The 20646-nt window shown below is 68.1% G+C and carries 23 protein-coding genes; 22 read left to right on the top strand and 1 reads right to left on the bottom strand.

The annotated features are described in order from the left end of the window. A partial coding sequence (locus ASC67_RS04825; RefSeq protein WP_056315804.1) for an alpha-hydroxy acid oxidase occupies positions 1-1016 on the bottom strand: 1016 nt, incomplete at its 3' end. Between the two features lie 445 nt (positions 1017-1461). Here ASC67_RS04825 and ASC67_RS04820 point away from each other — a divergent pair. The 22 genes from ASC67_RS04820 to ASC67_RS04715 all read left to right on the top strand — a co-directional run bounded on the left by ASC67_RS04820 (position 1462) and on the right by ASC67_RS04715 (position 20625). Beyond that, on the top strand, positions 1462-2556 hold the full coding sequence (locus ASC67_RS04820; protein WP_056315763.1) for a hydrogenase small subunit: 1095 nt from the start codon (positions 1462-1464) through the stop codon (positions 2554-2556). Between the two features lie 29 nt (positions 2557-2585). Beyond that, entirely contained in the window at positions 2586-4442 is a 1857-nt protein-coding gene (locus tag ASC67_RS04815) for a nickel-dependent hydrogenase large subunit (protein WP_056315759.1), read from the top strand. Positions 4443-4485: 43 nt separating this feature from the next. Continuing rightward, a complete protein-coding gene (locus tag ASC67_RS04810; RefSeq protein WP_056315754.1) occupies positions 4486-5076 on the top strand; it encodes a HupE/UreJ family protein in 591 nt (196 codons plus the stop codon). Positions 5077-5124: 48 nt separating this feature from the next. Further along, positions 5125-5859 carry a Ni/Fe-hydrogenase, b-type cytochrome subunit gene (gene cybH, locus ASC67_RS04805; RefSeq protein WP_056315751.1) on the top strand — a complete coding sequence of 245 codons (735 nt, stop codon included), beginning with the start codon at positions 5125-5127 and terminating at the stop codon, positions 5857-5859. Positions 5860-5864: 5 nt separating this feature from the next. Next, the gene (locus ASC67_RS20950; RefSeq protein ID WP_235566223.1) at positions 5865-6362 is read left to right on the top strand and encodes a HigA family addiction module antitoxin; all 498 of its coding nucleotides are present in this window, start codon (positions 5865-5867) and stop codon (positions 6360-6362) included. Between the two features lie 23 nt (positions 6363-6385). Then, positions 6386-7060 carry a HyaD/HybD family hydrogenase maturation endopeptidase gene (locus tag ASC67_RS04795; protein WP_056315748.1) on the top strand — a complete coding sequence of 225 codons (675 nt, stop codon included), beginning with the start codon at positions 6386-6388 and terminating at the stop codon, positions 7058-7060. Positions 7061-7069: 9 nt separating this feature from the next. Continuing rightward, entirely contained in the window at positions 7070-7402 is a 333-nt protein-coding gene (locus tag ASC67_RS04790) for a HypC/HybG/HupF family hydrogenase formation chaperone (protein ID WP_056315745.1), read from the top strand. Continuing rightward, complete coding sequence (locus tag ASC67_RS04785; protein WP_056315742.1) at positions 7399-7911, top strand: hydrogenase; 513 nt, start codon at positions 7399-7401, stop codon at positions 7909-7911. Before ASC67_RS04790 ends, ASC67_RS04785 begins: the two co-directional genes overlap by 4 nt. Positions 7912-7936: 25 nt before the next feature. Further along, the gene (locus tag ASC67_RS04780; protein WP_056315740.1) at positions 7937-8812 is read left to right on the top strand and encodes a hydrogenase expression/formation protein; all 876 of its coding nucleotides are present in this window, start codon (positions 7937-7939) and stop codon (positions 8810-8812) included. Positions 8813-8885: 73 nt separating this feature from the next. Further along, positions 8886-9122, top strand: a complete 237-nt coding sequence (locus ASC67_RS04775) for a rubredoxin (RefSeq protein WP_056315736.1) — start codon at positions 8886-8888, stop codon at positions 9120-9122. A 2-nt stretch (positions 9123-9124) separates the two neighbouring features. Further along, complete coding sequence (hybE, locus tag ASC67_RS04770; protein WP_056315732.1) at positions 9125-9658, top strand: [NiFe]-hydrogenase assembly chaperone HybE; 534 nt, start codon at positions 9125-9127, stop codon at positions 9656-9658. Then, positions 9655-10821 carry a hypothetical protein gene (locus tag ASC67_RS04765; RefSeq protein ID WP_056315729.1) on the top strand — a complete coding sequence of 389 codons (1167 nt, stop codon included), beginning with the start codon at positions 9655-9657 and terminating at the stop codon, positions 10819-10821. The genes hybE and ASC67_RS04765 overlap by 4 nt, the downstream gene beginning before the upstream one ends. Next, complete coding sequence (locus ASC67_RS04760; RefSeq protein WP_056315725.1) at positions 10814-11158, top strand: hydrogenase maturation nickel metallochaperone HypA; 345 nt, start codon at positions 10814-10816, stop codon at positions 11156-11158. The genes ASC67_RS04765 and ASC67_RS04760 overlap by 8 nt, the downstream gene beginning before the upstream one ends. 15 nt (positions 11159-11173) lie before the next feature. Further along, positions 11174-12208 (top strand): hydrogenase nickel incorporation protein HypB, encoded by a 1035-nt coding sequence (hypB, locus tag ASC67_RS04755; RefSeq protein ID WP_082535831.1) that lies wholly within the window; start codon positions 11174-11176, stop codon positions 12206-12208. Positions 12209-12219: 11 nt separating this feature from the next. After that, positions 12220-13380, top strand: a complete 1161-nt coding sequence (locus ASC67_RS04750) for a hypothetical protein (protein WP_056315718.1) — start codon at positions 12220-12222, stop codon at positions 13378-13380. Continuing rightward, complete coding sequence (locus tag ASC67_RS04745) at positions 13371-13616, top strand: HypC/HybG/HupF family hydrogenase formation chaperone (RefSeq protein WP_056315715.1); 246 nt, start codon at positions 13371-13373, stop codon at positions 13614-13616. The genes ASC67_RS04750 and ASC67_RS04745 overlap by 10 nt, the downstream gene beginning before the upstream one ends. Beyond that, complete coding sequence (gene hypD, locus ASC67_RS04740) at positions 13613-14755, top strand: hydrogenase formation protein HypD (protein ID WP_056315712.1); 1143 nt, start codon at positions 13613-13615, stop codon at positions 14753-14755. The genes ASC67_RS04745 and hypD overlap by 4 nt, the downstream gene beginning before the upstream one ends. Beyond that, positions 14752-15807, top strand: coding sequence for a hydrogenase expression/formation protein HypE (hypE, locus tag ASC67_RS04735; protein ID WP_056315709.1), 1056 nt, complete (start codon positions 14752-14754; stop codon positions 15805-15807). Before hypD ends, hypE begins: the two co-directional genes overlap by 4 nt. Positions 15808-15830: 23 nt before the next feature. Then, on the top strand, positions 15831-16361 hold the full coding sequence (locus tag ASC67_RS04730) for a hypothetical protein (protein ID WP_056315706.1): 531 nt from the start codon (positions 15831-15833) through the stop codon (positions 16359-16361). A gap of 21 nt (positions 16362-16382) precedes the next feature. Continuing rightward, on the top strand, positions 16383-18164 hold the full coding sequence (locus tag ASC67_RS04725; RefSeq protein WP_056315702.1) for an enoyl-CoA hydratase-related protein: 1782 nt from the start codon (positions 16383-16385) through the stop codon (positions 18162-18164). Next, entirely contained in the window at positions 18161-19609 is a 1449-nt protein-coding gene (locus ASC67_RS04720) for a sigma-54 dependent transcriptional regulator (protein ID WP_056315699.1), read from the top strand. The genes ASC67_RS04725 and ASC67_RS04720 overlap by 4 nt, the downstream gene beginning before the upstream one ends. Beyond that, a complete protein-coding gene (locus ASC67_RS04715) occupies positions 19606-20625 on the top strand; it encodes a HupU protein (RefSeq protein WP_056315696.1) in 1020 nt (339 codons plus the stop codon). The genes ASC67_RS04720 and ASC67_RS04715 overlap by 4 nt, the downstream gene beginning before the upstream one ends. Positions 20626-20646 lie beyond the last annotated feature (21 nt).

Genomic DNA, 20646 nt, shown 5'->3' with positions numbered 1-20646 from the left:
GCGCCCAGCCCGTACAGGAAGGCCCGCCCGATCATCGTGCCGCGCGCCCCCAGGGCGACCGCCTTCAGCACGTCCTGCCCCGAGCGGATCCCCCCGTCCATCCACACCTCGATCCGATCGCCCACCGCCTCGGCGATCGCCGGCAGCGCCGCGATCGAGGACGGCGCCCCGTCCAGCTGCCGCCCGCCGTGGTTCGACACCACCAGCGCATCGGCCCCGCTGTCGGCCGCCAGCTTCGCGTCGGCCACCTCCATGATCCCCTTCAGGATCAGCTTGCCGCCCCAGCGCTGCTTGATCCACGCCACGTCGTCCCAGCTCAGCCGCGGATCGAACTGCTCCTTCGTCCACGTCCCCAGCGARGACATGTCGCTCACCCCCTTGGCATGCCCCACCAGGTTGCCGAAGCTGTGGCGCCGCGTCCCGGCCATCCCCAGGCACCAGCGCGGCTTCATCGCCAGGTTGATCAGGTTCGCCAGCGTCGGCTTGGGCGGTGCCGTCATGCCGTTCTTCAGGTCCTTGTGGCGCTGCCCCAGCACCTGCAGGTCCAGCGTCAGCACCAGCGCCGAGCAGCGCGCCGCCTTGGCGCGCTCGATCAGCCGCTCCATGAAATCGCGGTCGCGCATCCAGTACAGCTGGAACCAGAACGGCGCCTTCGTGTGCGCGGCGATGTCCTCGATCGAGCAGATGCTCATCGTCGAGAGCGTGAACGGCACCCCGAAGGCCTCGGCGGCGCGGGCGCCCAGGATCTCGCCGTCGGCGTGCTGCATGCCCGTCAGGCCGGTGGGGGCGATCACCACCGGCATGGCGGCCTCCTGGCCGGCCAGGGTGGTGCGCAGGGAGCGGCCCTCCATGTTCACCGCCACGCGCTGGCGCAGCAGGATGCGGGCGAAGTCGGCCTCGTTGGCGCGGTAGGTGCCCTCGGTCCACGAGCCCGAGTCGGCGTAGTCGTAGAACATCCTCGGCACCCGGCGCTGGGCCAGAACCCTCAGGTCTTCGATGCAGGTGATCACGGGCATGGGCNTCCACGAGCCCGAGTCGGCGTAGTCGTAGAACATCCTCGGCACCCGGCGCTGGGCCAGAACCCTCAGGTCTTCGATGCAGGTGATCACGGGCATGGGCAGGTCTTCTTTTTGTTGAGCGACGAAGCGATTCTCTGCCACCCGCGCATCCGGTTTCCCGTCGCCGCGCGCCGAATCGGATGTTGTCATTGCAGATAAGGAATTTAACTGCAAGAGCGGCTTCCACCGCTGCCGCGCCTTGGGAGCAATCGTCCCTCGTCCCTGGAAATAGTCCCAGTTGCGACAAGGACTTACGGAGGCTCTTCGGGGTTTTCCCGCGAGCCACGCCGGGTTGGCCCACGACTTGTGTTGTCTTGGCCACCCGGTGTGCCGGTCTGCTGCTGTCGCGGCGGGCCGCTCACACGGTTCGATCACATCCAGTAGCAACCGGAGACCTTCCACGATGGAAACCTTTTATGAGGTGATGCGCCGCCAAGGCATCTCGCGCCGCAGCTTCCTGAAGTACTGCTCGCTCACTGCCACCTCGTTGGGGCTGGGTCCGGCCTTCGTACCGCAGATCGCTCACGCAATGGAAAACAAGCCGCGCACGCCGGTGCTGTGGCTGCACGGTCTGGAATGCACCTGCTGCTCGGAGAGCTTCATCCGCTCGGCGCATCCGCTCGCGAAGGATGTGGTGCTGTCGATGATCTCGCTCGACTACGACGACACGCTGATGGCCGCCGCAGGCCATCAGGCCGAGGCCATCCTCGAAGAGATCATGGCCAAGTACAAGGGCAACTACATCCTGGCCGTGGAGGGCAATCCTCCGCTGAACCAGGATGGCATGAGCTGCATCATCGGCGGCAAGCCCTTCATCGATCAGCTCAAGCACGTGGCCAAGGACGCCAAGGCCATCATCTCCTGGGGCTCGTGCGCCTCGTGGGGCTGCGTGCAGGCGGCCAAGCCCAACCCGACGCAGGCCACGCCAGTGCACAAGGTGATCTTCGACAAGCCCATCATCAAGGTGCCGGGCTGTCCGCCGATCGCCGAGGTGATGACGGGCGTGATCACCTACATGCTGACCTTCGACCGGCTGCCCGAGCTCGATCGTCAGGGCCGCCCGAAGATGTTCTACAGCCAGCGCATCCACGACAAGTGCTACCGCCGGCCGCACTTCGATGCGGGTCAGTTCGTGGAGGCGTGGGACGACGAGTCCGCGCGCCGCGGCTACTGCCTCTACAAGGTCGGCTGCAAGGGTCCGACCACCTACAACGCCTGCTCCACCACGCGCTGGAACGAAGGCACCAGCTTCCCGATCCAGGCCGGGCACGGTTGCATCGGCTGCTCCGAAGACGGCTTCTGGGACAAGGGTTCGTTCTACGACCGCCTGACCAACATCCACCAGTTCGGCATCGAGGCCAACGCCGACCAGGTCGGGGGCGCTGCGGCCGGTGTGGTGGGCGCGGCGGCCGCGGCCCATGCTGCCGTATCGGCGATCAAGCGCGCGACGCAGAAGACCGATTCGAAGACGAGCGAAACCTCCCGCAGCGGGCAGTGAAGCGCTGAGCACTAACAAAGGAACGACACATGGGTGCTTACGAAACTCAGGGCTTCAAGATGGACAACTCGGGCCGCCGCGTGGTGGTGGACCCGGTGACGCGCATCGAAGGCCACATGCGCTGCGAGGTCAACCTCGACAGCAACAACGTCATCCGCAATGCCGTCTCCACCGGCACGATGTGGCGCGGTCTGGAGGTCATCCTCAAGGGGCGTGATCCGCGCGACGCGTGGGCCTTCGTCGAGCGCATCTGCGGCGTCTGCACCGGCTGTCACGCGCTGACCTCGGTGCGTGCGGTGGAAGATGCGCTCGGCATCGTCATCCCCAAGAACGCCTACCTGATCCGCGAGATCATGGCGAAGACCTTGCAGGAGCACGATCACGCCGTCCACTTCTACCACCTGCATGCACTCGACTGGGTCGATGTCGTGTCGGCGCTGAAGGCCGACCCGAAGAAGACCTCGGATCTTCAGCACCTGGTCTCGCCGAGCCACCCGATGTCGTCGCCGGGCTACTTCCGCGACATCCAGAACCGACTCAAGAAGTTCGTCGAGAGTGGCCAGCTCGGCCCGTTCATGAATGGCTACTGGGGCAACAAGGCCTATGTGCTGCCGCCCGAAGCGAACCTGATGGCCGTCACGCACTACCTCGAGGCGCTGGACCTGCAGAAGGAGTGGGTCAAGGTCCACACGATCTTCGGCGGCAAGAACCCGCACCCCAACTATCTGGTCGGTGGCGTGCCCTGCGCGATCAACATCGACAAGGACGGCGCGGCGGGTGCTCCGGTGAACATGGAACGCCTGAACTTCGTCGAGGCGCGCATCAAGGAGATGATCGAGTTCAACAACAACGTCTATGTCCCCGACGTGTTGGCCATCGGCACCATCTACAAGCAGGCCGGCTGGCTGTACGGCGGTGGCCTGTCCGCGACCAACGTGCTCGACTACGGCACCTACGAGAAGGTGATGGGCGACCACAGCACGCAGCAACTGCCGGGCGGTGCCATCCTCGACGGCAACTGGGACGTCATCCACCCGGTCGATCCGCGCGACCCCGAACAGGTGCAGGAGTTCGTGCCGCACAGCTGGTACAAGTACGCCGACGAATCGAAGGGCCTGCATCCCTGGGACGGCGTCACCGAGCCGAACTATGTGCTCGGGGCCAACACCAAGGGCACGCGCACCAATATTCAGGAGCTCGACGAGAGCGCGAAGTACTCCTGGATCAAGTCGCCGCGCTGGCGTGGCCACGCGATGGAAGTCGGCCCGCTGTCGCGCTACATCCTGGGCTATGCCCACGCGAAGCAGGGCCACAAATACTGCCAGCGCGTGAAGGAGCAGATCGACACCTCGGCCATGATCATCAACAGCGTCTATCCCAAGGCGCTGGGTCTGCCCGAGACGCAGTACAGCGCCAAGCAGTTGCTGCCCACCACGATCGGCCGCACGCTGGCGCGGGCGCTCGAGGCGCAGTACTGCGCAGAGATGATGCTCGATGACTTCAAGGAACTGGTCGCCAACATCAAGGCCGGCGACACCACCACGGCCAATGTAGAGAAGTGGGATCCGGCCACATGGCCCAAGGAAGCCAAGGGCGTGGGCACGGTCGCGGCACCGCGCGGGACGCTGGGGCACTGGATTCGCATCAAGGACGGGCGGATCGAGAACTATCAGTGCGTCGTGCCGACCACCTGGAACGGTAGCCCGCGTGACAACAAGGGGCAGATCGGGGCCTTCGAGGCCAGCCTGATGAACACGCCGATGGCCAACCCCGAGCAACCGGTGGAAATCCTGCGCACGCTGCACTCCTTCGATCCCTGCCTGGCCTGCTCGACGCACGTGATGAGCCCCGACGGTCAGGAGCTCACCCGCGTCAAGGTGCGCTGACAGCACCGACCCCACACCACACCCGCATCCAGAGGAGAAACCCATGTCGAAGAGCATTTCCCTGCGGTTCGCGCTGACCAGCATGCTGCTGGCAGCGGCGACGGCCAGTCAGGCGCACACCGGTCACGGTGCGCATGGCCTGGCCGAAGGTCTGGCCCACCCTTTCCTGGGCCTGGACCATGTTCTGGCGATGGTCGCCGTGGGCCTGTGGTCGGCGATCGCGCTGCCCGTCGGGCGGCGCCTGGTCGGGCCAGGGGTGTTCCTCGCAACGCTGTTGATCGGCGCGCTGCTGTCGTGGGGCGGTGTGGCTGTGCCAGCGGTGGAGTCGAGTGTGGCGGCGAGCGTGATGCTGCTGGGTGTCGTGCTGTTCGCGGGGCGGCACTTGCCGGCTTCGCTCGGTCTCGCGCTGACCGGGGCGGCGGCGCTGTTCCATGGCTATGCGCACGGCAGCGAACTGGCGGTCGGTGCTTCGGCCGTGGCCTATGCCGCCGGCTTCATGGGGGCGACGATGCTGCTGCATGGCGCGGGTCTTGCCGCCGGCTTCGGCCTCCAGCGGCTTCCCGGATGGGTCACCCGACTTGCGGCCTCCGTGGTCTCGGGAGCCGGGGTGGTGATGCTCGCCGCCCGTCTGTGACCGCGGCCGACCGAGCCGTATCACGCCAGCCCGAAGAGGAGACGACCCATGTCCGCCATACCCGCGAAGAACACGACCGCCCCGATCGAGGGCACCGATGCGCACGACCTGGTTCATGCGCAGTCCATCAAGTCGGTCTACGTCTACGAAGTGCCGGTGCGCATCTGGCACTGGATCAATGCGCTGGCCATCACGGTACTGGCCGTCACCGGCTATTTCATCGGCTCCCCCTTGCCGACCATGCCGGGGGAGGCCAGCGACCACTACGTGATGGGCTACATCCGCTTCGCCCATTTCGCTGCCGGCTACATGCTCGCCGTGGGGCTGCTCGGGCGCCTCTACTGGGCAGTGGTCGGGAACCACCACGCCCGCGAGTTGTTCTGGGTGCCGGTGTTCCAGCGAGCCTACTGGCTCGAGGTGTGGGGCATGATGAAGTGGTATGCCTTCGTGAGCGCGCGGCCCGGCAAGTACGTCGGGCACAACCCGCTGGCCCGCTTCGCGATGTTTTTCATGTTCTTCCTGACGGCCGTGTTCATGGTCGTGACCGGTTTCGCGCTGTACGGCGAAGGAACGCAGGCCGGTTCCTGGGCTGACGTGATGTTCGGATGGGTGATCCCGCTGTTCGGGCAGTCCCAGGACGTGCACACCTGGCACCACCTCGGGATGTGGTGGCTGATCGTGTTCGTCATCGTGCACGTGTATGCCGCGATCCGCGAAGACATCATGGGTCGATCGAGCGTGGTGAGCACGATGATCTCCGGCCACCGCACCTTCAAGGACTGACCGCCATGAGCCTGCAAGATCTGGTTCAGCGCAACGGCTGGGGCGCGACCCGGACGGCCGGAGCGGCCGCTGGCGAGCGGCTGGCGTGGATCGGTCCGGTGCGACACGTGCGTGCACCGAGCGGGCCGTCCGGGGCGGGCGACTATTTTTCACGAGGGGCATCGGACCGTTCGTCGCGATCCCTTGCGACCACGACGATGCTGCTGCCACCTGGCGTGCCAGGTCGTGCTCCCTGGCATCCGGGGCGCTTTCTCCGGCGCAATTACCTGACGCCGCTCGGTCTCTCGCAGACCGAGGCGGCACGCTTGCTCGGCGTATCGCGCCGGCGCCTGCACGAGATCGTGCATGGCCAGCGTGGCATCACGGCCGATACCGCCATCCGTTGTGCGCTGGTGTTCGGAACCGATGCGGCGTTCTGGCTCGCGTTGCAGTCTGCGTGGGACAGCTTCCACACCTGGAAGCTGCTCCGCGTCCAGACCCGCCGCGCCCGCGGCACCCACTGATCTTCTTGTTGGAGTCAACCCGAATGAGCGCCATTCCGTCCGCCGGAGGTTGTCACGATCTGGGTGGCAACCCTGAGACAGAGACGATCTGCGTACTCGGCATCGGCAACGTACTGTGGGCCGACGAAGGCTTCGGCGTCCGCTGCATCGAGGCCCTGCAGCGCCGCTACGAGTTCGCGCCGCACGTGCAATTGATCGATGGCGGCACCCAAGGGCTCTACCTGATCCAGTACGTGCAGGCCGCTACGTACCTGCTGATCTTCGATGCCATCGATTACGGATTGACTCCGGGTACGTTGAAGCTGATCGAGAACGACGATGTGCCGCGCTTCATGGGGGCGAAGAAGATGAGTCTGCACCAGACCGGCTTTCAGGAGGTGCTGATGCTGGCGCTGCTGACGGAGCAGTACCCGAAGCAGGTGCTGCTGATCGGCTGCCAGCCCCAAGAGCTCGAGGATTACGGCGGCAGTCTGCGGCCGAGCGTCAAGCAGGCGCTGGAAGATGCGCTGGCGCATGGGGTCGACATGCTGCGCCAATGGGGCGCGAAGCCCGTGCCGCGCACCGCGCCGCTGAGCGAGCACGAGTCGGTGACCTTCTCCGAACTCGATATCGGTCGCTACGAGGAGCAGCGGCCCCCGGAAGAGCTTGCGTGCCGTGTCGGCGACGAACGCTTCTTTCCGCCGGTCGCCCCGAACTGAAAGCGCGCCATGTGCATCGGTCTTCCCATGCAGGTACTGAGCGTCGAGCCCGGGCACGCGCAGTGTCGCGGCCGGGGTGAGGCTCGCCGTGTCCGGACGGCGCTGGTCGGGGACATCGCACCCGGTGACTGGCTGCTGGTGTTCATCGACAGCGCGCAGGAGCGTCTGACAGCCGAGCGCGCGGGAGAGATCGATGCCACGCTCGATCTGCTCGAAGCGGTGATGCACGGCGATGCCGCCAACGGCGACGCCTCTTTCGCCCTGCCGTCGCGCATGAACCAGGACGAAGTCCTTGCTATGGCGGGGGCGGCATCCAGCCCCACTTTGGAGAAATCACCATGAGTACCGACACGTCGAGCCACGAAACCCTGGTGAAGCTGCCCGTGCAGCCCCCCACCACCACGATGGCGGCCCCCGAAACTTCGCCGCTGATCGAGCGGCTCGTCAGCGTCCACGGCGCGTCGTGGGTGGACGAGTCCAGCATCGGGGACTGGGCCGCGCAGGGGGGCGATCGGGTCGTGCTCTTTGCAGGTGATCCGGTCCGCTTTCCCGAAGGGCTGGACGTGGCGGTCGTGCTGCCGGAACTGCAACGCAGCTTCCCGGGGCGTTTCGTCGTTGGCGTCGTGCCGCGACGAAGTGAGGAAGCCGTGGCTCGCCGCTACGGCTCACAGCGCTGGCCGACGCTGCTGTTCCTGCGGGATGGCCAGTACGTGACCACGATCTCCGGCATGCTCGATTGGGACGAGTATGTCGAACGCGTCAAGCAGGCGCTGGCCATGCCGACCTCGCGCGCGCCGACTATCGGCATCCCGGTGGTCAGTGCCGGATCCGCCGGCTCATCTTGTCATTGAATCAAATCTTGCACGGAAGCACCTCATGAAAGACTTTCCGATCCCGGTCGTGGGCATAGGCGTCGGCCCGGGCAGCCAGCCCGAGGAGGACGATAGCCTCCAGTACATGTCGATGCCGCAAGGCATGGAGACCTTCCGCCCGCCGATCCTTCCCGAGCCCGAGGAGATCGCCGCTCGGGCGCAGGCACACCGTGCGCTGCGCGATGCGTTGACCGCACTCGACGACGCGCGCCGCAATGGCGGCAACCGCAGCGTCGACCTGCTGGGCTTGCCCGCCGAGGACCTGCAACTCATCAACCAGGTGCTCGGCGAAGGCGAGGTGAGTGCGCTGGTCAAGAGCGATGGCGATGCGAGCCATGAGTTGCGTGTGCAGGAATCGGTCTTTGCCGGCGTGTGGCGCGTGGTCCGTTCGATGGATGGGCAGGTCATGTCGGACGTCATCGAACTCGGTCCGGTGCCGCAGGCACTGAAGGCCGCTGCGCGTGACGACGTTTGGACCCAGGTGCCGCGCTGGACCGGCGATCTGCCTCCCAATGTGCAGAATGCGCCGTCGCTGCTGGCCGAGATCGAGGACCAATGGCGCATCTGGCGTCCGGGCCAGCCGGCGCATGTCGTCAACCTCACGCTGCTGCCGATGTCGACCGAGGACATCGGCTTCCTGGACCACCATCTCGGCACGGGCCGGGTGCTGATCCTGTCGCGCGGCTATGGCAACTGCCGCATCACCAACACCCGCATGCCCAATTGCTGGCGCGTCGTGTATTACAACTCGCAGGACGTGGTCATCCTCAACACCGTCGAGGTGGTCGAACTGCCCGAAGTCGCCCAGGCCGCAAAGGAAGACCTCGACGATTCGCACGAGCGTTTGAGAGAGGTGCTGGAGTGGGTGGAGCAGGCATGAACAGGTCGGCGCGACCTGCTCCCACGGTTCGCCGGGCTGCCGATGGCGCCTCGTTCGCGCGAGGAGCGCGATCGTGAACTCCAGCAGCCCACCGCGCTTCGAGGGCAGCTACCTGGGCAACAGTGCTCGTTTGCCCGCTGGTGCGCGCCTCGAATGCAAGATCTGCTGGTGGGTCTACGACCCTGCGCTCGGCGATCCGGTGTGGCAGATCGACCCCGGCACGCCCTTCTCGGATCTGCCGTCGCACTGGCGTTGCCCGCAGTGCGATGGGGATGCCGAACAGTTCATGGTGCTCGACGGCACGGCGTGATCATGAATGCCCCGTCCCTGCCTGCTGCTGCGCTGTCGCGACGCGTCCACGATCTGGTGGCGCTGTTTCGCAGCATCGAGCGCGATCGCATGGCCGGCGTGCCGGTCCTGAATCCGGCGCTGCAGGTGGAAGCGGTGGGCTTCGAACCGGCGTTCGATCCGAAGGTCGCCGACCCGGCATCCCGCATCGACGTGGAGGCGATCGGCATCCTTGTCACTCCCTGGTTCATGAACCTCGTCGTGATGCCGCTGGAGCGTCGCGACGGCGTCGCCGGCGTCGGTGTCTCGCGGACGCGGTCCGTCGGCAGCGAGAATTTCGACTTCATCGGTGGCCACGAGCCGGCCTTCGGCGCCTACGCCGCCTGCTCGCTGTTTTCTCCGATGTTCGAGTTCGTCGACCAGGCGGCGGCCGTGGCGACCGCGCGCGCCGTGCTCACCACCTTGCGGACGCCCGTGACCGCGGCCGAGCCGGCGCCGTCGCCGGCCCGCCGCTCCTTCCTGCTCGGTCGTTCGTCGGCCGCCGGGGCGGTTCGATGAGCGCCACCCGGCTTGCCGACCTGGGGGGCGCCCTGTTGGTGCGACCCGGCCGGCCGCGGCCGCACAACCTGGTCAGCACCCGGCCGGACCTGACCGATCTGCTGACCCGCGGCAAGCCCGCCGCCGGTCTGGCCGACATCCTGGGCAGCCTGTACAGCCTGTGCGGTCATGCGCACAGGCTGTGCGCACGCCGTGCCGTCGCTGCGGCACGCGGCAGGGCCGACGCAGACGAGCACGATGCCGTGGGCGCGCTGCAACTCGGCAGTCTGCGGGAGCATCTGCGCCGTCTGTGCATGGACTGGCCCGGGCAACTGGCGGCCGCGTCCCGTCGTGACGCGCTCGCTGCCCAGGCGATGAGCCAGCTCCGTCAATGCCCGGCCTTCGCCGTCCTCTCGCCGCAATCGGGCATGTCGGCGGGTGAGGCGCTGCCCGGCCTGCTCGAGTGGTTGCAGCGCACCGTGCTGCAGATGCCGGCATCGGAGTGGCTGCTGGCGTGGGAACACGATCCGCAGGCGTGGTTGCTCGAGTGGGCAGGCCGCAGCGAGGGGTGGGTGGCCGAACTGTTCAGGGGCGCACCCGCGGTCGCAGACCACGTGCTGCCTGCGGTCGATCTGCAGCCCCATGCGTGCGCGGGTTCGCTCCGAGAACTCGCCGACACCTTGCGCGAGAGCGCCACCTTCGTTCGTCAGCCGTTCTGGAACGGTGCCTGTGCGGACACCGGGCCGTGGAACCGGCTGAACCAGCCGGCCGGCCGTCGCCTCGACAACCCCAGGCTGCGCCTCGGCGCACGGCTGGCCGAAGTCGCTCGCCTTGCGCTGCCCGATGAAGCGCGGCGCAGCGGCGCGCAATGGCTCGCGAGCGGCAGCTTGGCGGTCGGCCCGGGGGAGGGCCTGGCCTGGGCAGAAATGGCGCGCGGCCTGCTGGTCCATCATGTGCGCCTCGACAACCAGGACGATGCGGCCCGCGTCGAGAGCTGCCGTGTGCTCGCGCCCACGGAATGGAACTTCCATCCCGCCGGTGCGCTGGCTGCAGCGCTGGAGTGTCTGTCCTCCGAGGTCACACCGAAACTCCAGCGTGACGTCGCGCTCCTCATGGCGGCCTACGATCCGTGTGTGCCCTATGAGATAGAACCGGCCTGGCTGGAGGAGGTCGCTCATGCATGAAGCCAGTCTGGCCGGCGGCATCCTGAAGCTCGTCGAAGACGCCGCGCAGCGCGAAGGTTTTCGGCGCGTGACGGTGCTGCGCATGGAAGCCGGGCGACTGGCCGGCATCGAGGTGCGTGCGCTGCAGTTCGCGCTGGAGTCGCTCGCGCCGGGAACCTGCTTGCAGGACGCGCAGTTCGAGATCGAGGAGCCGGTCGGCCAGGCCTGGTGCCTTCACTGCAGCCAGACGGTCGAGATCGCCCAGCGCGGCGATGCCTGCCCGGGGTGCGGCAGCTACCAGGTGCAGCCCACCGGGGGCACCGAACTGCGGGTGCTCGACATGCTGGTCGACGATTAGACGGAAGGAACGAAGATGTGTGTCGTTTGTGGTTGTACCGGGTCCGAGGATCCGAAAGCGGCGAAGTCTGCTGACGAGGCCGTCGCGTTGCAGCATCATGATGCCGTGCCGAGTCGCTCTGGCTCGCATGTCCACGTCGATCCCCGCCATGGCAACCTGCATTACGGTGCCGGCGCGGCACGTGTTTCGGTGCCGGGCATGAGCCAGGCGCGCGCGATCAAGCTGGAGACCGACATCCTCGGCGAGAACAATCGCATCGCGCGGCGCAATCGCCAGCACTTCGAAGCGCATGGCGTGACGGCGCTGAATCTGGTGTCCAGCCCGGGCTCCGGCAAGACGACTCTGCTGTGCGCCACCATCCGGGCGCTGCGCCAGCGACATCCCGGGCTGTCTGTCTCTGTCATCGAAGGCGACCAGCAGACCAGCTTCGACGCCGAGCGCATCCGCGCGACCGGCGCGCCGGCCATCCAGGTCAACACCGGCAAGGGCTGCCACCTCGATGCGCCGATGGTGGCGGATGCCTTCTCCCGGCTGCATACGCACGATCATCACGCAGACCACCACCACCCGCATCATCATCATGAGGTGCACAGCCTGCTGTTCATCGAGAACGTCGGCAACCTCGTCTGTCCCGCGGTGTGGGACCTGGGCGAGGCCGCCAAGGTGGCCATCCTCTCGGTGACCGAAGGCGAGGACAAGCCGCTCAAGTACCCGGACATGTTCGCGGCCGCCTCGCTGATGGTGTTGAACAAGATCGACCTGCTGCCGCACTTGCACTTCGACGTCGAGCGCTGCATCCAGGCGGCCCGGCGCGTCAACCCGGCCATCGAGGTGATTCAGCTGTCGGCCACCACCGGAGCCGGCATGGACGACTGGCTGCACTGGCTGGAGCATGCGATGTCGCCAGGCGACGCGCACGATCATCATCACCACGAGCCGGTGCCGCAGGTGCGCTCCGCAGGTCCGGATACCGAGGCCGCGTTGCGCCGACGCGTGGCTGAACTCGAAGCTGCGCTGGCTGCTGCCGCGCGGGCGGCTACGGCAGACTGATTGGTGCCATCGTGCGCACTGACCTGCCCACCGTACTGGCCGCCGGCGCGTGGCTGAAGAATGCCGCGTGCCTGCTCGAGGCTGGCGTGCCGGCGTGGTCGGCGCTGCATGGCGATCTCGGCGAGCCCGGCGCCTGCCGCGCTCTCGATGCTTCGGTGCAGGCGCTGCTGCACCGATCCGGGCGACCGGTGGCGGCGGTGGCGCACGACCTGCACCCCGACTTCTACAGCACCCGTCTGGCGGTGTCGCTGGCGGCGGAACTCGGCGTTCCCGCGATCGGTGTGCAACACCATCACGCCCACATCGCGGCGGTGATGGCTGAGCATGGTGTTCATGAGGCGGTCGTCGGCCTGGCGCTGGACGGCGTCGGCCTGGGCACCGACGGTGCCGCCTGGGGCGGAGAACTGTTGTGGGTCGATCCTGGCGCGTGGCGTCGCCTCGGCAGCCTCTGGCCGCTCGCCCTGCCCGGCGGCGACATCGCGGCCCGCGAACCCTGGCGCATGGCCGCTGCAGCGCTCCAGTCGCTGGGGCGTGGACACGAGATCGGAGAGCGCTTCGGCGGTGCGGTCGGCGCGAACGCGGCGCGCCTCGTGCAGCGCCTGCTCGCCACGGGCTTCAACTGCCCGCCGACCAGCAGCACCGGGCGCTGGTTCGACGCTGCCGCGGCGGCGCTGGGCCTGAGCGTGCGCCAGACGCACGAGGCCGAGGCAGCGGTCGCGCTGGAGCAGCAGGCGCGGTCGTGGATCGCCGTCCATGGCTGGCCGTCGCGGACCGACGTGGTCGACACCACTCGCCTCGACTGTCTCGACCTGCGTCCCTTGCTCCTGCGGCTGCTCGACCACGGCGCTGCGCCGGGCGCCGATGTCGCGGACGAGGCCGCGTGGTTCCATGGGGCACTGGCCGAGGCTCTGGCCGCATGGGCCGGCGCGGCAGCCCGCGAGAGCGGCGCGCACACCGTGTGTCTGGGTGGCGGCTGCTTCTGCAATGCCGTGCTCACCGAACAAGTGGTCGCCGGCCTGCAGCGGCGGGGTCTGCGCGTGCTGAAGCCGCAGGCCCACACCTGCGGTGACGCCGCGCTCGCGCTCGGGCAGGCTTGGGTGGCCGCTCACCAGCTGCATGCCGGCGGCCAGCCCCTTTCCATCGAAGTCAACGAGAGCCTCTCATGTGCCTAGCTATCCCCGCCAAGCTGATCGAACTCAAGCCCGCCGACCAGGCCGTGGTCGACCTCGGCGGCATTCGCAAGGAGATCTCCGTGGCCCTGGTGCCCGGCGTGGCCGTCGGTGACTACGTGATCGTGCACGTCGGGCATGCCATCGGGCAGATCGATCCGGCCGAAGCCGAGCGCACGCTCGCCATGTTCGGCGAGGTCGCGCGCTTGCCGGCATCCTCGGGAGCGGCACTGTCATGAAATACATCGACGAGTTTCGCGACGGCGCCATCGCCCAGAAGATCGCCGAGCGGCTGCGTCAGGAGGTTCGTCCGAACCGCAGCTACAGCTTCATGGAGTTCTGCGGCGGGCACACGCATGCCATCTCTCGCTACGGCGTCGGCGAGCTGCTACCGACCAACGTACGCATGGTGCATGGGCCGGGTTGTCCGGTCTGTGTCCTGCCCATCGGGCGCATCGATCTGGCGATCCAGCTCGCGCTCGAACATGGCGCGATCGTCTGCACCTACGGTGACACGATGCGTGTGCCGGCGTCCGACGGCCTGTCGCTGGTGCGCGCGAAGGCACGCGGCGGTGACATCCGCATGGTGTATTCGGCCGCCGATGCCTTGCACATCGCGCGGCAGAACCCGTTGCGCGAGGTGGTGTTCTTTGCGATCGGCTTCGAGACCACGACGCCGCCCACCGCGCTGGCGATCCGCGACGCCCAGCGCGAGGGCCTCGGCAACTTCAGCGTGCTGTGCTGCCACGTGCTCACGCCGTCGGCGATCACGCACATCCTCGAATCGCCCGAAGTGCGGCAGCTCGGCACGGTTCCGATCGACGGCTTCGTCGGCCCGGCACACGTCAGCATCGTCATCGGATCGGGCCCGTACGAGCACTTCGCCCATGAGTACCGCAAGCCGGTCGTGATTGCCGGCTTCGAGCCGCTCGACGTGATGCAGGCGGTGCTGATGCTGGTGCGCCAGGTCAACGAAGGGCGTGCCGAGGTCGAGAACGAGTTCACCCGGGCGGTCGACCGCGATGGCAATCTCAACGCGCAGGCGTTGGTGTCCGAGATCTTCGAGTTGCGCCCGAGCTTCGAATGGCGTGGCCTCGGCGAGGTGCCGTACAGCGCGCTGAAGATTCGCCCCGGTCTGGTGGCCTTCGACGCGGAGCGGCGCTTCCGGCTGCGCTACCAGCCGGTGCCGGACAACAAGGCCTGCGAATGCGGTGCGATCCTGCGCGGCGTCAAGAAGCCCACCGACTGCAAGATCTTCGGCACGGTGTGCACGCCGGAGAATCCGGTGGGATCTTGCATGGTGTCCAGCGAGGGAGCCTGCGCGGCGCACTACTCGTACGGACGGTTCAAGGACATTGCGATCGTGGCGGCGGCATGAGCATTGTCAAGAAGGACTACATCCGGCCGCTCGACATCAAGAACGGCCGCATCGACATGGGGCATGGCGCCGGTGGGCGCGCGGCGATGCAACTGATCGAGGAACTCTTCCTCGCGTCCTTCGACAACGACTACCTGCGTCAGGGCGACGACGGCGCGGCGTTTGCCATCCCTCAGGGCGAGCGCATGGTGATGGCGATCGACGGACACGTGGTGTCGCCGCTGTTCTTCCCGGGCGGCGACGTCGGCTGCCTCAGCGTGCACGGCACGATCAACGACGTGGCGATGTCCGGCGCGCGTCCGCTCTACCTAGCGGCCAGCTTCATCCTCGAGGAGGGCTTCCCGCTCGTCGACCTCAAGCGCATCGTCGATTCGATGGCCGCGGCGGCGCGCGAGGCCGGCGTGCCGATCATCACCGGCGACACCAAGGTGGTCGAGCAGGGCAAGGGCGACGGCGTCTTCATCAGCACCACCGGCGTCGGCGTCGTGCCGGTCGGTGTCGACATCTCCGGCAGGAACGCGCGCCCCGGAGACTTGCTGCTGCTGTCGGGCACGATCGGAGAGCACGGCGTGGCGGTGCTGTCGCAGCGCGAATCGCTCGAGTTCGAGACCACGATTCGCTCCGACACTGCGGCGCTGCACACGCTGGTGGCTGCGATGCTGCAGGCCGCGCCGGGTGCGGTGCGGGTGCTGCGCGACCCCACGCGCGGCGGACTGGCCACGACGCTCAACGAGATCGCGCGCCAATCCGGTGTCGGCATGCTGCTGCAGGAGGACGCGATTCCGGTGCTGCCGCAGGTCGACGCTGCCTGCGAACTGCTGGGGCTGGATCCGCTGTACATCGCCAACGAAGGCAAGCTGGTGGCCGCCTGCGCGCCCGAGGCGGCCGAGGCGGTGCTGGCGGCGATGCGGGCGCATCCGCTGGGCGCGCAGGCCGCGCGCATCGGCAGCGTCGTCGAAGACGCCCACCGTTTCGTGCAGATGGACACCCGCTTCGGCGGGCGCCGCGTCGTCGACTGGTTGAGCGGAGAACAGTTGCCGCGCATTTGCTGACACCTCCGCGTAGAGAGGCTGCGATGGACGATCCCGGGGACCGCGTGTACCGCAAGACCGATCGGGGCATGGGGGAAGTGAAGTCGCGGTCGGGCGGGCTGTCGGCGCGATCGCGCACGGCGCTGATCCTCGTCAATGGGGTCGACTCGCTCGCCGCACTGCGCGCCAAGATCGGCCCCGACGCCGACGCGCTCGTCGAAGCGCTCGCGACCGATGGTCATGTAGAGCCGGTTGCGCCGCCGTTGCGTAGGGGCGCCGACGGCCCCGGCGCGCAGCCCCTGCCGGTGGACATCGCGGTGGAATCCATCGTACCGAGCGCATTCGAGGCGTCGGCCGCCGAGGTGCGCGAGCGCCTGGCGCCGCTGCGGCGCCAGGCGCTGGCGCGGCTCGCGCCGCACTACGGCCCCGATGCCGCGGTCGTGGCCGGTCCGCTACTGCAGGCCGCCAACATCGAAGCCTATTGCGCCGCGCTGGCGGCGCTCGAGACCAAGGTGTCGGTCTACATGGGCCGCAAGCAGGCCGTCAAGCTGCTGGCGGGACTGAAGCCCGACTGATTCCGATACCGACGAGCGATCATGCGCATCCTGTTGCTCTGCCACAGTTTCAACAGCCTCACTCAGCGCCTGTTCGTCGAACTCGGCGCGCGCGGGCACAGCGTGTCGGTGGAACTCGACGTGGCCGACAGCGTCACCGAAGAGGCGGTCGCACTGTTCCGGCCCGACCTGGTGATCGCACCCTTCCTGAAGCGGCGTATCCCGGCATCGGTGTGGCGCCGGGTGGTCTGCCTGGTGGTGCACCCGGGCCCGCCGGGCGACCGCGGGCCGTCGGCGCTCGACTGGGCCATCCTCGAGTCTCGTCCGCGCTGGGGCGTGACGGTGCTGCAGGCCAACGACGAGTTCGATGCCGGGCCGGTGTGGGCGCACGCCGATTTCCCGATGCGTGCGGCCGCCAAGGGCAGCCTCTATCGCTGCGAAGTGGCGGACGCCGCGGTGGCCGCGTCCTTGCAGGCAGTCGAGCGCTTCGCCGCACTGGGCGAGGCCGGCGGCCTCGATGGCGGCGCGGAAGCGGACATCGAGACCGAACCCGCCACCGGTTGGCGCCCGGCGCTGCCGCAGGCGGCACGCAGCATCGACTGGGAGCACGACGACACGGCGGACATCCTGGCGCGGCTGCACAGCGCCGACGGGCAGCCTGGCGTGCGCGACCGCCTGTTCGACGTCGAATGCCATCTCTACGAGGGCCATCCCGCCAGCGCCGCGACGCTGGCCCGTGCGCCAGCGGGCGTGCCGGGCACCGTGGTGGCGCGCCGAGATGGGGCCTTGCTGCGCCGCACCGTCGACGGCGGCGTGTGGATCGGTCAGGTGCGCAGCGCGCACGCCTGCGGCGACGGGCCGTCGTTCAAGCTGCCGGCGGCCCTTGCGTTCGCATCGCGCACGGTCAGCCTGCCGAAGCTCGACGTGCCGCTGGAGCGCGACGCCGACGAATGGGGCGAACTGCGCTACCGCGAGCTCGGCCCGCGCGGCGCGCGCCTGGGATGCCTGTCGTTCGACTTCTACAACGGCGCGATGTCGACCGACCAGTGTCGCCGGTTGCGGGCGGCGTTGCAGGACGTGAAGCAGCGCGACACGCAGGTGCTGCTGCTGCTCGGCGGGCGCGACTTCTTCAGCAACGGCATCCACCTGAACTGCATCGAGGCGGCCGCCCATCGGCCCGGCGACAGCGCAGCCGACGAATCCTGGCGCAACATCGAGGCGATGGACGACGTGGCGCTGGAGCTGATCACGCTCACCGAGCGTCTCACCGTGGCCGCACTGCGCGGCAACGCCGGGGCCGGCGGCGCCTTCCTGGCGCTGGCGGCCGACGAGGTGTGGACGCACCAGGGCGTCGTCCTGAATCCGCACTACAAGAACATGGGCAACCTCTATGGGTCCGAGTACTGGACCTACCTGCTGCCGCGGCGGCTGGGAGCGGCCGGCGCCGCGGCGCTGATGCAGCAGCGCTTGCCGGTCTCAGCGGCCGCGGCGCAGCGCTCGGGGCTGATCGATCGATGCTTCGACACTGGGGCGCGCGGCTTCGAAATCGAGGCAACTACGCATGCACTGGCGTTGGCGTCGGCTCACAATCTGGCTGAGCGCGTCGCCCACAAGCGGCAGGTGCGCGACATGGACGAGGCCCGACGGCCCCTGGCCGCCTACAGAGAGCAAGAGCTGTCCCGGATGCACCGCAATTTCTACGGCTTCGACCCGAGCTACCACGTCGCTCGCTATCACTTCGTGCACAAGCTGCCCCATGCCTGGACGCCCCGGCATCTCGCGGTGCATCGCGAGGCCGACGTCGGCAGCCCGGAGCGCGCATGAGCGAGGTCGCCAGCCTGCCGACCGTCCTGCTGGTGGACGACGAGGTGCGTTCCCAGGACGCGATGCGGCGCACGCTCGACGAGGACTTCACGGTGCTCACCGCGAGCCATGCCGACGATGCCCGCCGGCAGCTCGAGCGTCACGAGATCAGCGTGATCCTGTGCGATCAGCGCATGCCGGGACTCACCGGTGTCGAGTTCCTGAAGGAAGTGCGCGAGCGCTGGCCAGACACGGTGCGCATCGTGATCTCCGGCTACACCGATTCCGAGGACATCATCGCCGGCATCAACGACGCCGGCATCTACCAGTACATCCTCAAGCCCTGGGTGCCGGATCACCTGCTCGACACGGTCCGCACTGCGGCGGAGGCGCGAGTGCTGCAGCGCGAGATGCACCGCCTCGACCTCGAGCTACGCACCAGCACGCCGGTGCTGCGCCAGCGTACGGCGCACAAGCTGGAGAAGGCGCGCAGCACCTTCGACTTCGACCGCATCGAGCGCGCCGCAGGCAGCCCGCTCGATGGTGTGTGCGAGATGGCCGCGCGCGTGGCGCGCTATGACCTCAGCGTGCTGGTGCTCGGCGAATCCGGCACCGGCAAGGAGCTGCTGGCGCGTGCCATCCACTACGCCAGCCCGCGCGCCAGCGGCGCCTTCGTCGTCGAGAACTGTGCAGCCATTCCTGACACCTTGCTGGAGTCGGAGCTGTTCGGCCACAAGCGCGGCTCCTTCACCGGCGCGCACGAAGACCACCCGGGCTTGTTCCAGCGCGCCAACGGCGGCACGGTCTTCCTCGACGAGATCGGCGAGACCTCGCCGGCCTTCCAGGTGCGCCTGCTGCGCGTGCTGCAGGAGGGCGAGGTGCGGCCGGTCGGCGGCGTGCGCACCGTGCCGGTCAACGTGCGGGTGGTGGCGGCCACGCACCGCGACCTGGAACAGCGCGTTCGCGAGGGCCTGTTCCGCGAAGACCTCTACTACCGCATCGCCGGCATCTCGCTGACGGTGCCGCCGTTGCGCGAGCGTGGCGGTGACATCGAGCCGATCGCACACCGCCTGGTGCGCGAGGTCAGCGCCGAGCTGGGCCGGCCCGGTGCCGAACTCGCCGATGAGGCGATGGCCTGCCTGATGGGCTATCCCTGGCCCGGCAACATCCGCGAGCTGCGCAATGAGATTGCCCGCGCGGTGGCGCTGAGCACCACCGAACGCATCGAGGCCCAGGCGTTCTCGCTGCGCGTGCTGCACGGCCAGGCCGGCCTGTCGGCCGCGGCGCAGGCCACGCCGCTGCCGCGCAGCGGCACCCTGGGCGAGCGGCTCGACGCCATCGAGGCGATGATCCTGCGCGAGACGCTGCTGCGCCACCGCTGGAACAAGACCCGCGCCGCCAAGGAACTGGGCCTGTCGCGGGTCGGTCTGCGTGGCAAGATGCTGCGATTCGGGCTGGAAGGATGAGCATGGGCGCTGCGGCGGGTTTCAACGTGCTGTGGCTCCAGTCGGGGGGGTGCGGCGGCTGCAGCATGTCGCTGCTGTGCGCCGACACCACCGACTTCCACGGCCAGCTGCGCGATGCCGGCATCGATCTGCTGTGGCACCCCTCGCTGTCGATCGAGAGCGGGCATGAGTTGAGTGCCATGCTCGACCGCATCGTCGATGGCCGCCTGCGGCTCGACGCGCTGTGCATCGAGGGCTCCCTGCTGCGTGGCCCGCACGGCAGCGGCCGCTTCCACGTGCTGGCCGGCACCGGCATTCCGATGATCCACTGGGTCACACGGCTGGCGGCGCGCGCGCGGCACGTGGTCGCGATCGGCAGCTGCGCGGCCTGGGGCGGCGTGACGGCCGGAGGTGACAACCCCACCGATGCCTGCGGCTTGCAATTCGAGGACGACCGCCGCGGGGGCCTGCTCGGCGCAGAATTCCGGTCGCAGAGCGGTCTGCCGGTGATCAACATCGCCGGCTGTCCCACCCACCCGAGCTGGGTGATCGACACGCTGATGGCGCTGGCCGCCGACAGCTTCACGGCGAGCGATCTCGATCCTCTCAACCGTCCGCGCTTCTACGCCGACCAGCTGGTGCATCACGGCTGCACCCGAAACGAGTACTACGAGTTCAAGGCCAGCGCCGAGAAGCCCTCAGACCTGGGTTGCATGATGGAGCACATGGGCTGCAAGGGCACGCAGGTGCATGCCGACTGCAATACGCGGCTGTGGAACGGCGAGGGCTCGTGCACCCGCGGCGGCTTTGCCTGCGTCGCCTGCACCGAGCCGGGCTTCCAGGAGCCGGGTCATCCCTTCCACGAGACGCCCAAGCTGGCCGGCATCCCGATCGGCTTGCCGACCGACATGCCCAAGGCCTGGTTCGTCGCGCTCGCGTCGCTGTCGAAGTCGGCGACGCCCAGGCGCGTGAAGCTCAATGCCGTGGCCGACCACCTGGTGGTCACGCCGGCGGTGCGCAAGACGCGGCTGAAATGACCGACCGCCGCGCGGCCGCGG

This window comes from Methylibium sp. Root1272 (genome assembly GCF_001425905.1).
In the GTDB taxonomy this organism is placed as follows: domain Bacteria; phylum Pseudomonadota; class Gammaproteobacteria; order Burkholderiales; family Burkholderiaceae_C; genus Methylibium.
This window is presented reverse-complemented; position numbering and strand designations above follow the sequence as displayed.